Source organism: Mesorhizobium opportunistum WSM2075 (assembly GCF_000176035.2).
In the GTDB taxonomy this organism is placed as follows: domain Bacteria; phylum Pseudomonadota; class Alphaproteobacteria; order Rhizobiales; family Rhizobiaceae; genus Mesorhizobium; species Mesorhizobium opportunistum.
Genome location: NC_015675.1, coordinates 146732 through 160089, shown reverse-complemented (window position 1 = coordinate 160089; position 13358 = coordinate 146732). Strand labels below are relative to the sequence as shown.

12 protein-coding genes are annotated in these 13358 nt (G+C 64.3%); 3 read left to right on the top strand and 9 right to left on the bottom strand.

Going from position 1 to position 13358, the window contains the following annotated elements; all coding sequences use genetic code 11:
* Positions 1–14: 14 nt before the first annotated feature.
* The 7 genes from MESOP_RS00715 to MESOP_RS00685 form a co-directional block, all read right to left on the bottom strand.
* Positions 15–1568, bottom strand: a complete 1554-nt coding sequence (locus MESOP_RS00715; protein ID WP_013891389.1) for an alpha/beta fold hydrolase — start codon at positions 1566–1568, stop codon at positions 15–17.
* A 113-nt stretch (positions 1569–1681) separates the two neighbouring features.
* Positions 1682–1993: a formate dehydrogenase subunit delta gene (locus tag MESOP_RS00710; protein ID WP_013891388.1), complete on the bottom strand. Its 312-nt coding sequence runs from the start codon at positions 1991–1993 to the stop codon at positions 1682–1684.
* Positions 1983–2813: a formate dehydrogenase accessory sulfurtransferase FdhD gene (gene fdhD / locus MESOP_RS00705; RefSeq protein ID WP_013891387.1), complete on the bottom strand. Its 831-nt coding sequence runs from the start codon at positions 2811–2813 to the stop codon at positions 1983–1985. Before fdhD ends, MESOP_RS00710 begins: the two co-directional genes overlap by 11 nt.
* A 385-nt stretch (positions 2814–3198) precedes the next feature.
* Positions 3199–6111, bottom strand: coding sequence for a formate dehydrogenase subunit alpha (gene fdhF / locus MESOP_RS00700; protein ID WP_013891386.1), 2913 nt, complete (start codon positions 6109–6111; stop codon positions 3199–3201).
* Positions 6112–6121: 10 nt separating this feature from the next.
* Positions 6122–7678 carry a formate dehydrogenase beta subunit gene (locus MESOP_RS00695; protein WP_013891385.1) on the bottom strand — a complete coding sequence of 519 codons (1557 nt, stop codon included), beginning with the start codon at positions 7676–7678 and terminating at the stop codon, positions 6122–6124.
* Positions 7675–8154, bottom strand: a complete 480-nt coding sequence (locus MESOP_RS00690) for a formate dehydrogenase subunit gamma (RefSeq protein ID WP_013891384.1) — start codon at positions 8152–8154, stop codon at positions 7675–7677. Before MESOP_RS00690 ends, MESOP_RS00695 begins: the two co-directional genes overlap by 4 nt.
* A gap of 193 nt (positions 8155–8347) precedes the next feature.
* Positions 8348–9247, bottom strand: a complete 900-nt coding sequence (locus MESOP_RS00685; RefSeq protein WP_013891383.1) for a LysR family transcriptional regulator — start codon at positions 9245–9247, stop codon at positions 8348–8350.
* A gap of 166 nt (positions 9248–9413) precedes the next feature.
* Between MESOP_RS00685 and MESOP_RS00680 the strand changes: the two genes are divergently transcribed.
* Complete coding sequence (locus MESOP_RS00680; RefSeq protein WP_013891382.1) at positions 9414–10055, top strand: DUF47 domain-containing protein; 642 nt, start codon at positions 9414–9416, stop codon at positions 10053–10055.
* 3 nt (positions 10056–10058) lie between these two features.
* Positions 10059–11063 carry an inorganic phosphate transporter gene (locus tag MESOP_RS00675; RefSeq protein WP_013891381.1) on the top strand — a complete coding sequence of 335 codons (1005 nt, stop codon included), beginning with the start codon at positions 10059–10061 and terminating at the stop codon, positions 11061–11063.
* Positions 11064–11107: 44 nt separating this feature from the next.
* Here MESOP_RS00675 and MESOP_RS00670 read toward each other — a convergent pair whose 3' ends face one another.
* Positions 11108–11485, bottom strand: a complete 378-nt coding sequence (locus tag MESOP_RS00670) for a VOC family protein (protein WP_013891380.1) — start codon at positions 11483–11485, stop codon at positions 11108–11110.
* Between the two features lie 187 nt (positions 11486–11672).
* On the opposite strand from MESOP_RS00670, the gene MESOP_RS00665 reads away from it, so the two are divergent.
* Positions 11673–12851 (top strand): Mrp/NBP35 family ATP-binding protein, encoded by a 1179-nt coding sequence (locus tag MESOP_RS00665; protein ID WP_245265113.1) that lies wholly within the window; start codon positions 11673–11675, stop codon positions 12849–12851.
* Positions 12852–12868: 17 nt separating this feature from the next.
* Here MESOP_RS00665 and MESOP_RS00660 read toward each other — a convergent pair whose 3' ends face one another.
* Positions 12869–13318, bottom strand: coding sequence for an SRPBCC family protein (locus MESOP_RS00660; protein WP_013891378.1), 450 nt, complete (start codon positions 13316–13318; stop codon positions 12869–12871).
* Positions 13319–13358: the final 40 nt, after the last annotated feature.

The following is a 13358-nucleotide window of genomic DNA, read 5'->3' as shown; positions in this document are numbered from 1 at the left end:
AAGCGCCATGGCTCTCATGGCCCGTCCGGGCCAGCGTGCCTGACGGAAAATGCCGCCGCCGCCGCTCGCGAGGGAAGGTCGAGCTTGAGCAATATGTTGGCGACGTGGCGCTTGACCGTGTGCTCGCTCAGCCTGAGTTCGGCGGCGATCGCGGCATTGCTCTTGCCGTCGGCGATCAGGTTCACGACCTCGCTCTCGCGCACTGTCAGCGAGGCCGGCTCGGCCGCCTTGACCTTGGGACGGCAGGCCGGTTCCAAATGCTGTTCGGACATAGCGAGCACAAGCGCCAGCGGCTCGTCCAGCTCATCGATGCTGACACGCCCCGCTTCCACGAAGTGAAGTCCCGAACCGACCGCCAGGTCGGCGACCAGCCGCGACGCCAGTATGTCGCCGCGCCCGGCGTGAGCGGCGAGCTGAATGGTCACGCGACCCGTCAATCCTATGGGAGGGCCGCGCGTCTCGATCTCGCCGACATGCGCGCCCTGTGCGCTTGCCACGCCGATCTGCTGCGCTGCGTCGCGCAACGCCGCCGCGCAGCGCAATGCACGCCCAGGTCCATCGAAGCGTGAAATCATCATCTCGCCGTGTATATCCACGCAGCGCCCGCCATGGCGTCCGACAAGCGTCCGCCATGTTTCGTGGAAATGCTGGCTGCGTTCGCTCCACATCCGGTCGCCAAGCCGCGCCGTATCGTAGATACGTGTCACCAGAAGCGCCGCCAGAACGCGCTCCGCTTCCGCCACCGCGCGCTCGCCGGTCAGGAACTCCTCGATCAGGTCGGCCACCCTGTCGACATCGCCGGTCCAGATCGGATGGTCGCGCCCCGGGATTTCGACCAGCCGCGCATTGGGGATCTTCCTGGCCAGGAAGCGGCTGGCGTCGGGATCGACCCGGACGTCGTTGCGGCGATGGATCAGCAGCGTCGGCGCGCCGATCGCCGCCAGCACGCCGCGTATATCGATCTCGGCGTTCATCCGCGCCAGTGCCGCCGCCGCGGTCGGGCTTGCCGACAGGCGTTCGAAGCGCGCCCACCAGGTTGAAAAACGGGCATCGTCAACCCGGCCCGGCGCGAAATGGGGCAAGGTGGCGCCGGTGCCCCAGGCCGTCTCGGCCATCTCGATGAAGGCGTCGAGGCGCTCCGGCGGCATCACCCATTTGTGGAAATGCGCATAGCCGCCATAGAGCGCCAATGCCCGTGTCCGCTCCGGATAGGTGGCGGCGAACAGCATGGCCATCGGTGCGCCCTCGGAAGCGCCGAGCAGCGCGGCACGCCCACTGCCGGCCGCATCCATCACCGCGCGCACATCGTCCATGCGGGTTTCCAGGCTGGGCAAGTTATGGACATCGACACGGTCGGAAAGGCCCGTGCCGCGCTTGTCGAACAGGATCAGCCGCGAGAACGCCGAAAGCCGCTTGAGCAACCGGCTGTAGCCCTCGTCATCCCAGTGCAGGTCGAGGTTGGAAATGAAGCCTGGCACGAAGACGAGATCGAACGATCCCTGGCCGACCACCTGATAGGCGATCCGCACCTCGCCACTGAGGGCATATCGGGTCTCGATCGGCCTCACGAGTTTTCCGCCCGGCCTGACGATTTCTGATCGTCAACCATAGCAGAGCCGCGCCGCTTGCGGCAGCATAAACTTTAGCAGGCAGGAATATAAGCCTGCGTGGCCCCTGCGGCCTATTTTTGTGAGGCGGCGATGTCGGCCGGGGAGGCCTTCAATCCCAGCTTGAGATCGGCCTCGGCAGGCGAGATCGGCCGCTTGATCCTGGCGGAAGCGACCACGACGAGTTCGTCGAAGCCTTCGCCGCCACTGTCCAGCATCTCGAAGAACTGCCGGCGCATCCTGGGTTCCCAGAACTTGTTGATGTGCTCGGCGACGCCCGCGACACCCTCTTCGCGCGGCCTGGAGTGGAAAAAGGCCGCGATCTGGTTGGCCATGCGCACCAGCTTCTCGCTGGTGCTCGTGATGTGGTCTTCGTCATGCGACATGCTGGGCAACTCCCAAGACCACCCGGTCAGGGTGGGTGAAAACATCGAAATCATCGCCGCGCACCAGCGCCACCAGCGTCATGCCGGCCTCTTGCGCCGTGCGGATGGCAAGTGCTGTCGGCGCCGAGACGGCGATGATGAAGGCGGAACCGATCGCCGCCGTCTTCTGCACCATCTCGACCGAGACACGGCTGGTCACCACGACGGCGCCCGTCGAACCGTCGATGCCGGCCTTGGCCAGGGCGCCAGCCAGCTTGTCCAGCGCATTGTGGCGGCCGACATCCTCGCGCGCCAGGACGACGCCTTTGCCCGGAACGTAGAAACCGGCGGCATGCACGGCGCCGGTCTCGGCGTGCAGCGGCTGCACCTTCGACAGGAGCTTCACGGAGCGGGCGATATCGTTCGCATCAAGTGTAAGTTTTGACGCACCAACCGCATCGACGGAGCGCATCGCTTCCTCGATGGATTCGATGCCGCAGAGCCCGCAGCCGACCGGCCCGGCAAGCCTGCGCCGCCGCGCCTCGAAGCGCGTGTTGGCCTGGTCCTTCAGCCGGATCTGGATATCGATGCCGGCGCCATGATCCTCGACCTCGATCGCCTCGATTTCCCCAGTCACGGCGATGATGCCTTCGGTCAACGAGAAGCCGAGGGCGAAATCCTCGAAATCGGCCGGGCTCGCCATCATCACCGCATGGGTGGTGCCGGCGAACGAGAATGCCACCGGCGTCTCCTCCGGCACCATCCGGTTGGCCGCGACAGTGCCACTGGCGCGGTGCGCCAGGCGGGAGATTTGCGTAATGGCTTGACGTTTGCGGGTCACGCACCCCCCTCTGGCCTGCAGGCCCTTGGCAGCAGCCGTGGGGACCCGCGCCTTTCCTCTCTCCCGTCGATCGGGGGAGAGGTGTCAAGCGAAGCTTGACGGAGTGGGGGTCGACTGCACGCCAGATAAGCCGGATTGCCTGCTCTTTGGCTTGTGCCCGACTTCCGGCGGTAGTGTGTAGCAGGGCCGGCTTCCCCCACTCCGTCGCTGCTTCGCAGCGCCACCTCTCCCCCCTCCGGAGGGAGAGGAAAGACGCCAAGATTGGCGAGCTCGCGCCCTTCCTCTCCCCCGTCGATCGGGGGAGAGGTGTCGAGCGAAGCTCGACGGAGTGGGGGTCGAACAACCGTCGAGATTGATGCTTTTATCGTCGAACGCCTCGGCACGGCTACTCCGCCGCTTCCAGCGGTGCGATACGGCGGCTGTTGCGCGCTTGCTCGTCATAATCGCGCTGCCAGTCCGACGGCCCATTGGAGGCGCCGACCTGAACCGCCGTCACCTTGTACTCCGGACAGTTCGTCGCCCAGTCGGAGAAGTCGGTGGTGATGACATTGGCCTGCGTGTCCGGATGGTGGAACGTCGTATAGACCACGCCTGGCGACACCCGATCGGTGATCAGCGCCCGCAGCGTCGTCTCGCCAGAACGGCTGGTCAGCCGCACCCAGTCGCCATCGCGCAGGCCACGGTTCTCGGCATCGTGCGGGTGGATCTCCAACCGGTCTTCCGAGTGCCACATGACGTTGTCGGTGCGCCTTGTCTGCGCCCCGACATTGTACTGGCTGAGAATGCGGCCGGTGGTGAGCAGCAGCGGGAAGCGCGGCCCGGTCCGCTCGTCGGTCGCCACATATTCTGTGCGGATGAACTTGCCCTTGCCGCGCACGAAGCCATCGACATGCATGATCGGCGTGCCGAGCGGTGCCTTCTCGTTGCAGGGCCATTGCACCGATCCGACACGGTCGAGCAGCTCGAACGAGACGCCGGCGAAGCTCGGCGTCGTCTGGGCGATCTCGTCCATGATCTCAGAGGGATGCTGGTAGTTCCAGTCGAGCCCGATCGCGCGGGCAAGCTCCTGTGTCGCTTCCCAGTCGGCGTAGCGTGCCTTCGGCTCCAGAACCTTGCGCACCATGTTGATGCGGCGCTCGGCATTGGTGAAGGTGCCGTCCTTCTCGAGGAACGTCGAGCCCGGCAGGAAGACATGCGCGTAGTTGGCCGTCTCGTTGAGGAAAAGGTCGTGCACGACCACGCATTCCATGGCCGCCAGGCCGGCCGCGACATGCTTGGTGTCGGGGTCGGACTGCAGGATGTCCTCGCCCTGGATGTAGATGCCCTTGAAGGAGCCATCGACGGCGGCATCCAGCATGTTGGGGATGCGCAGGCCCGGCTCGTCGTCGAGCTTCACGCCCCACAGGCTCTCGTAGATGTCGCGCACGGCGTCGCCCGAAATATGGCGATAGCCCGGCAATTCATGCGGGAAAGAGCCCATGTCGCACGAGCCCTGCACGTTGTTCTGGCCGCGCAGCGGGTTAACGCCGACGCCCGGCCGGCCGATATTGCCGGTCGCCATGGCAAGGTTGGCGATGGCCATGACCGTGGTCGAACCCTGGCTGTGCTCCGTCACGCCCAGTCCGTAATAGATCGCGCCATTGCCGCCGGTGGCATAGAGACGCGCGGCACCCCGGATCAGCTCGGGATCGACGCCGGACAATTTGCCGACGGTCTCGGGGCTGTTTTCCGGCAAGGCGACGAAGGACGCCCAGTCCTGGAATTCCGTCCAGTCGCAGCGCTCGCGGATGAAGGCCTCGTTGAACAGGCCTTCGGTGACGATGACATGCGCCAGCGCCGTCAGCACCGCCACATTGGTGCCGGGCTTCAGCGGCAGGTGATAGTCCGCTTCGATATGCGCCGACTTGACCATCTCGGTGCGGCGCGGATCGAGCACGATCAGCCTGGCGCCCTGCCGCAGCCGCTTCTTCAGCCGCGAGGCGAACACCGGGTGTGCCGAAGCCGGATTGGCGCCGATGATGACGCCGACGTCGGTGTAATCGACCGAATCGAAATCCTGCGTGCCGGCCGAGGTGCCATAGGTCTGGCCGAGCCCGTAGCCCGTCGGCGAATGGCAGACGCGCGCGCAGGTGTCGACATTGTTGTTGCGGAAGCCCTGGCGCACCAGCTTCTGCACGAGATAGGTCTCTTCATTGGTGCAGCGCGACGAGGTGATGCCGCCAATGGATGTGCGTCCGTATTGATACTGGATACGGCGGAATTCCTTGGCCGTATGGGCGATCGCCTCTTCCCAGCTCACCTCGCGCCAGGGATCGCTGACCTTCTCGCGGATCATCGGCGACAGGATGCGGTCCTTGTGGGTGGCGTAGCCATAAGCGAAACGGCCCTTCACGCAGGAATGGCCGTGGTTTGCCTTGCCCTCCTTGTAGGGCATCATGCGAATGACTTCGTCGTCCTTGACTTCCGCCTTGAACGAGCAGCCGACGCCGCAATAGGCGCAGGTGGTGACGGCCGAGCGCTCCGGCAGGCCCTTGGCAAGCACGGTCTTCTCGCGCAGCGCATCGGTCGGGCAGGCCTGCACGCAGGCGCCGCAGGATACGCATTCGGAAGCGATGAAATCCTCGTGCATGCCGGCGACCATGCGCGATTCGAAACCGCGGCCCTCGATCGTCAGCGCGAAGGTGCCTTGCACTTCCTCGCAGGCGCGCACGCAGCGCGAGCAGACGATGCATTGCGCCGGATCATAGGTGAAATAGGGATTGGATTCATCGCGGGCGATGTAGTCGACCGCCAGTGAGCCATGGCCGGGCGCAACGCCGTCTTCCGGCTTGACGTGATTGCGGCCCTCGACGCCGTAGCGGTTCTCGGCCAGGCCGACCGACTTCGCCACCGCGTCGAACTCACTGGCGCCGGTTCCGGCCTTCTCGTTCCAGCCGGTCGGATGGTCGGAGACATAGAGTTCCATGACGCCGCGGCGAATGGCGTCGAGCCGCTCGGACTGCGTCTTGACCACCATGCCTTCGCCGACCGGCGTCGTGCAGGATGCCGGCGTGCCGCCGCGTCCTTCGATCTCGACCAGGCAGACGCGGCAGGAGCCGAACGAGTCCAGCATGTCGGTGGCGCAGAGTTTCGGGATCTCGACCCCGGCTTCCATCGCCGCACGCATGATCGACGTGCCTTCCGGCACGCTGATGCTGCGGCCATCGACGGTCAGCGTGACCTGCTTTTGCGCCTTCGATTCCGGGGTTCCGTAATCGAGTTCTTCGATGAGTGTCGGGAAGTCGGCCTTGATGTTCATCTGCCAGCTCCTATTCAGCAGCCACGCGCGCGGGCGCCGGCTTGAAATCCTCGGGGAAATGGGTGATCGAACTCATCACCGGGTAGGGCGTGAAGCCGCCCAGCGCGCAGAGCGATCCGAACTTCATCGTGTTGCAGAGGTCGGTGACCAGAGCGAGGTTCTTTTCCGGCTCGATGCCGGCGGCGAGCCTGTCGATGGTCTCCACCCCGCGCGTCGAGCCGATGCGGCAAGGGGTGCACTTGCCGCAGCTTTCGATGGCGCAGAACTCCATGGCGAAGCGCGCCTGCTTCAGCATGTCGGCGGTGTCGTCGAACACGGTGATGCCGGCATGGCCGATCAGCCCGTCACGCTTGGCGAATTCTTCATAGTCGAACGGCGTGTCGAACAGCGCGCGCGGGAAATAGGCGCCGAGCGGCCCGCCGACCTGCACGGCCTTCACCGGCCGCCCGGTGGCCGTGCCGCCGCCGATATCATCGACGATCTCGCCCAGCGTCAGGCCGAAGGCGGTTTCGAACAGGCCGCCATGCTTGACGTTGCCGGCAATCTGGATCGGGATCGTGCCGCGCGAGCGGCCCATGCCGAAATCCTTGTAGAAGGCGGCACCCTTGTCCATGACGACAGGGACGGAAGCCAGCGAGATGACGTTGTTGATCACCGTCGGCTTGCCGAACAACCCTTGGATCGCCGGCAGCGGCGGCTTGGCGCGCACCACGCCACGCTTGCCTTCGAGGCTGTTGAGCAGCGAAGTTTCCTCACCGCAGACATAGGCGCCGGCGCCGACGCGGATCTCCATGTCGAAGGCGTTGGGCGAGCCCAGCACGTTGGTGCCGAGCACGCCGGCTTTGCGGGCGACTTCGACGGCCTTGTTCATGACAGCCACCGCATGCGGATATTCCGAGCGGATATAGACGAAACCCTTGGTCGCGCCTGTGGCGATGCCGGCGATCGCCATGCCTTCGATCAGCACGAAGGGATCGCCTTCCATGATCATGCGATCGGCGAAAGTGGCGCTGTCCCCCTCGTCGGCATTGCAGACGATGTATTTGCGGTCACCCGTCGTATCCAGCACCGTCTTCCACTTGATGCCGGTGGGGAAGCCGGCGCCGCCGCGGCCGCGCAGACCGGACTCCGTCACCTGTTTGACGATGTCGGCGGGCGACATGGCCACCGCGTTCTGCAGGCCCTTCAGTCCGCCGAGCGATTTATAGGCGTCGAGCGACAGCGGGTCGTTGATGCCGCAGCGCGCGAAGGTCAGCCTGGTCTGCTTGGCCAGGAAGGGGATCTTGTCCGGCGCGCCCAGCCAGCGCTTGTGATGGCCGCCGGTGAGGAAGCCGCTGTCGAACAGGCTCTTGACGTCGGAAGCCTTGACGGGACCGTAGGCGACGCGGCCGTTGGCGGTCGCGACCTCGACCATCGGTTCCAGGAAATAGGCGCCGCGCGAGCCGTTTCGCACGATCTTGGCCTCGATGCCGCGCTCGGCGAGCTCCGCGCGAACCGCCTTGGCGACCTTTTCGGCGCCCAGCGCCAGCGCGCCGGAATCGCCGGGAATGTAGATGCGGGGGATCATGAGCGCACCTCGGCGACGATCTCGTCGATCTTGTCGTCGTCAAGCCGTCCTATCACCTCGCCGTCGAGCATTGCCGAAGGCGAACAGGCGCAAAGCCCGAGGCAATAGACGGGCTCGAGTGTAACCGATCCGTCGCGGGTGGTCTCATGGAAATCGATGCCGAGCAGCTGCTTGACCTTGGCGGCGACAGCATCCGAGCCCATCGACTGGCAGGCTTCCGCCTGGCAAAGCTTGAGCACATGGCGGCCGGCCGGCCGGGCACGGAAATCATGATAGAAGGTCACGACGCCATGCACCTCCGCCCTGGAGAGGTTCAGCCCGTCGGCGATGACGGGCAGCACGTCATGCGGCACGTGACCGAATTCCTCCTGGATGCCGTGCAGGATCGGCAGCAGCGGACCCTCGACATCCTTCAACTCTTGGACGATCGCGGCCGTGCGCGATGCGATCTCGGTACTTGCAGGCTGCATCGTCATGCAGCGCCCTCCCTGGTCGTGGCTTTCCCTATGCATGTCGCCCAAAAATGCGAAGCGGTGTTAGGGCAACGACATGCATAAGGCGCAATATCGCTAAGTGCTTAAGAAATCAGAGGAAACCCCCGAAATCAATAAAGCGGTTTCGTCGCTCGATAGAAAATTTCTATCAAGCGTCTTCTCAGGCATTTCTAGCCTAGCGATGGGTGCGGAAATCGTCTGCCAGCGCCATCGCCTCGTCCAGCAGCGCCTGCACGAGCGGCGTGTGCGGCTCGCGCGGTGCCGCCACCAGCCCGACGGTATGGCTGGCATCCGGCTCGACGATCGGTATGGCCCGGATCGGCTCCGAAAAGCCGAATGTTTCCGCGAGGTTGAGAGGCATGATCGATGACCATTTGCCGGTCCGGATATGCGAGAACAAGACAATCATCGAGTTGGATTCCAGCGTCGGCCGCACCTGCACGCCGGCTTCCGCCAGATGCTGGTCGATGATGCGCCGGTTCTGCATGTCCGGCGTCAGCAGGCAGAGCGGCAGATGGCTGATCTCGGCCCACGTCACTTTGTCGCGGTCGGAATAGGGGTTTCCGACCGCCGTGATCAGCTGGTAGCGCTCGTCATAGAGCGGCACGCTGGTCACCCGCCCCAGGGGTTCGTTGTCGAGATAGGTGATGCCGGCATCGACATCGAAATTGCCGAGCAGCGTCAGCACCTCGATCGACGTCCGCGACAGGACGGAAAAAGTGACGCCGGGATGCTTTTCGCGGAACGGCGTTGTCAGCCGCGCCACCATGGCCAGCGCCGTCGGGACGGCGGCGATGCGGATGCGGCCGGCAAGGCCGTGGCGCGCCGCGCGCATTTCCTCGCGCATGGTCCTTGAGTCGCCGACGATGCGCCGCGCCCAAACCAGCACCTGCTTGCCTTCCGGCGTCAGGCCCTGGAAGCGCGAGCCGCGCAGCACCAGCATGACGCCGAGCTGGCCTTCCAGCTGCTTGATCCCGGCCGAAAGCGTCGGCTGGGTGACGCCGCACACTTCCGCCGCCCGGCCGAAATGCTCTTCCTTGGCCAGCGCGATGAAGAATTCGAGTTTGTCGATCATGCCATCCTTCCGGTCGTCGCGCAGGCTCGGGCAATTTGTCCTTTGCCGCAAGCGATATGCATAACGCCCGCATCCACATCTTTTCAGCCGGCTTACGGTTCCCCGCGGCGCCGTGCGGCGCTATGTCAGTAAAACGGTCGTGAACCGGCCGCGATGGGAGACTGACATGCTGGGCTGGTTCCGCAAGCTGCTGCCGCGCGAAGATCGCTTCTTTGATCTGTTCGAGCGCCATTCCCGCACGGTGGTCGGCGGCGCGGAGGCGCTGCAGCTCCTCCTCCAGGGCAAGGATATCGATCGCTGGTGCCAGAAGATCGTCGATCTCGAGGACGAAGCCGACCACATCACCGCCGAAGTCCTGCTTGCCGTGCGGCGCTCCTTCATCACGCCGTTCGATCGCGGCGACATCAAGGACCTGATCCAGTCGATGGATGATGCCATCGATATGATGCACAAGACCGTCAAGACGGTGAGACTGTTCGAAAAGAAGGAATTCGATCCGCTGATGCAGGAAATGGGCGGCGTCATCGTCGCTGCCGCCAAGCTGGTGGCCGAGGCGATCCCGCTGCTCGCCAAGGTCGGTACGCACACGGTGCGCCTCAACGCCATCGCCGAAGAAGTCATGCGCGTCGAAAGCCGGGCCGATGATCTGCATGAGCAGGGGCTGAAAAACCTGTTCAGGAAACACGGCAGCAGCGACCCTATGGCTTATCTGATCGGCAGCGAGATCTATGGCCAGCTCGAGAAGGTGGTCGACCGTTTCGAGGACGTCGCCAACGAGATCAGCGGCATCGTCATCGAGAACGTCTAGGCAATGGAAGCCACCATAGCCTTTCCCCTGCTGGCCGGCCTTGTCGCCGTCGCGCTGTTCTTCGATTTTCTCAACGGCCTGCACGACGCGGCCAACTCCATCGCCACGATCGTCTCCACGCGCGTGCTGAGGCCGCATTATGCGGTGTTCTGGGCGGCTTTCTTCAATTTCATCGCCTTCATGTTCTTCGGCCTGCATGTCGCTGAAACCGTGGGCAAGGGCATCGTCGACGTCAGCATCGTCACGCCGGCGGTGATCTTCTCGGCTCTCGTGGGCGCCATCGTCTGGAACATCGTCACCTGGATCGCCGGCATCCCATCGAGCAGCTCGCACGCGCTGATCGGCGGGCTGGTCGGCGCCGGCGTTGCAAAGGCGGGCGTCGGCGCCATCGTCTGGTCGGGGCTCGGCAAGACGGTCGCTGCGATCGTTCTGTCGCCGGCAACGGGTTTTGTCCTGGCGCTCGTCCTCATCCTCGTGGTTTCGTGGCTGTTCGTGCGCCAGACGCCGTTTGCCGTCGACAGCACCTTCCGCGTGCTGCAGTTCTTTTCCGCCTCGCTCTATTCGCTCGGACATGGCGGCAACGATGCCCAGAAGACCATGGGCATCATCGCCGTGCTGCTCTATTCGCAAGGCATGCTCGGCGAGAAATTCTACGTGCCGCTGTGGGTCGTCCTCACCTGCCAGTCGGCGCTGGCGCTGGGCACGCTGTTCGGCGGCTGGCGCATCGTTCACACGATGGGCTCGAAGATCACCAGGTTGAATCCGATGCAGGGTTTCTGCGCCGAGACCGGCGGTGCCATAACGCTGTTCGCCGCCACCTGGCTCGGCATTCCCGTATCGACCACGCATACGATCACCGGTGCCATCATCGGTGTCGGCGCCGCACGCCGCGTTTCGGCGGTGCGCTGGGGCATCGCCGGCAACATCGTCATCGCCTGGATCGTCACCTTGCCGGCGACGGCGGCGATTTCGGCTCTCACCTATCTCGCCGTCAACCTGACGGGCTGAGGCAACATCGCGGCGCCCGGACCCCCCGGCAATCGCGATGCGGTCTACTGGCTCACAAGATTGAGGATGTTGCCGTCCGGATCCTTGAACCAGGCGACCTTCATGCTTTGGCCGACATGGACGTCACCCTCGATCGTCAGCCCGGGCATTTCGTAGTGTTCGAAGGCAACGCCTTTCGATTTCAACGATTTGACGACAGTCTCGATCTGATCGCCGACCGTCCAGGTCACCGCCGTCGCCTTGTTGGTCCCGGCAAATTGTGAATGATAGACATTGATGAACGTGTCGCCGCTTTTGTAGACGATCAGTTCGCCACCCATGTCGTCGACCTGCTTGAGGCCCAGAGTCCCCGCATAAAAGGCCTTTGCTCTCGCCAGGTCCTTCACCGCGATGTTGGCCGTGGCGTTGCTGTTTTCGAGCATGATCCTATCCTTCCCTGATTGTCTTCCCTCATCCTCATTGAAATAGGTCGCGCGCCATGCTTGGCGACTTGTGCCCGCCGGTGCTCTCGTTCGCATCGGCCAAGGAGGCGTCAAGGGGTGCGTCGAGGCGGCTGCTTGGTTCTGCCCGAAAACTACACTATCTGAGGGGCCGAACGCCGAGGAAAAGATCATGTCCGTTACCAAGGAAATCGTCACCGAGCGCCTGAAGACGGTCAATGGGCCTGACTTCACCAGCAATATCGTCGATCTCGGCATGGTCTCCGAGATATTCATCGCCGACGCAAAAGTGTTCTTCTCGATCACGGTTCCCGCCGCCAGGGCGCAGGAGATGGAGCCGTTGCGCGCCGCCGCGGAGCGTGTCGTCAAGGCAATCCCCGGTGTCGCCGGCGCCGTCGTCGCGCTGACGGCGGAAAAGAAGGGCGGTGGCATGGAGGCGCCGGTTCCGGCGCGTCCCGCTGCCAGGCCGGCACCATCGGCTCCGCCCGCCGCTGCGCGCGCCGCGCCGCATGCCCCAGCTTCGCACAGCCATGGCAAGCGCGGCGTGCCCGGCATCGAGGCGATCATCGCCGTTGCTTCCGGCAAGGGCGGCGTCGGCAAGTCGACCACCGCCGTCAACATCGCGCTTGGCCTTGCCGCCAACGGCCTGCGCGTCGGCGTGCTCGATGCCGACATCTACGGCCCGTCGATGCCCAGGCTGCTCAACATTCACGGCCGGCCGCAGACGGTCGACGGTAAGATCCTGAAGCCGATGGAGAATTATGGGCTGAAGGTGATGTCGATGGGTTTCCTCGTCGACGAGGAGACACCGATGATCTGGCGCGGCCCGATGGTGATGTCGGCGCTGACGCAGATGCTGCGCGAGGTCGAATGGGGGCGGCTCGACGTGCTTGTGGTCGACATGCCCCCCGGCACCGGCGACGCCCAGCTGACCATGGCCCAGCAGGTGCCGCTGGCCGGCGCCGTCATCGTCTCGACGCCGCAGGACCTGGCGCTGATCGATGCCCGCAAGGGGCTGAACATGTTCAGGAAGGTCGACGTGCCGCTGCTCGGCATCGTCGAGAACATGAGCTACTTCCTGGCGCCCGACACCGGCAAGCGCTACGATATCTTTGGCCATGGCGGCGCACGCCGCGAGGCAGAGCGCCTCGGCGTCACCTTCCTCGGCGAAGTGCCGCTGGAGATGGGCATTCGCGAAAGCTCCGATGAAGGTTCGCCGGTGGTGGCATCGAAGCCCGACAGCGCCGAGGCGAAGATTTATCGCGATATTGCTTCGAAGGTCTGGGATCGGGTCAACGAGGAGCGTGGCGCCGCCGAAGCGGCGGTGCCGAACATCGTCTTCGAGTGATTCTCAAGGGCGAGGGCCTAGCCGCCCACTTTCTCGCCGAAAGTCGAAAAGAATTGTCCGGCCAGCTTCTTCGAGGTCGACTCGATCAGCCGGCTGCCAAGCTGGGCGATCTTGCCGCCGACATCGGCCTTGGCCGCGTATTTCAGGACGGTGGCATCCGGCCCATCCTCGGTCAGCGTCACGTCGGCACCGCCCTTGGCAAAGCCGGCAATACCGCCCTTGCCTTCGCCCTGGATGGTGTAGGCATGCGGCGGCTTGAGGTTTTTCAGCGTCACCTCGCCGTTGAAGGTCGCCTTGATCGGTCCGATCTTCAGGACGACCGTCGCCGCCATCTCGGTCGGCGACTTCATCTCCAGGCTCTGGCAGCCGGGAATGCTCTCCTTGAGTACCGCCGGATCGTTCAAAGCTTCCCATACTTTCTGTATAGGTGCGGCGATACGTTCCTCGCCTTCGATCACCAAAGCCATCAAAACCTCCCGGACCACCGATGTCGGATTGGTCGTAGCG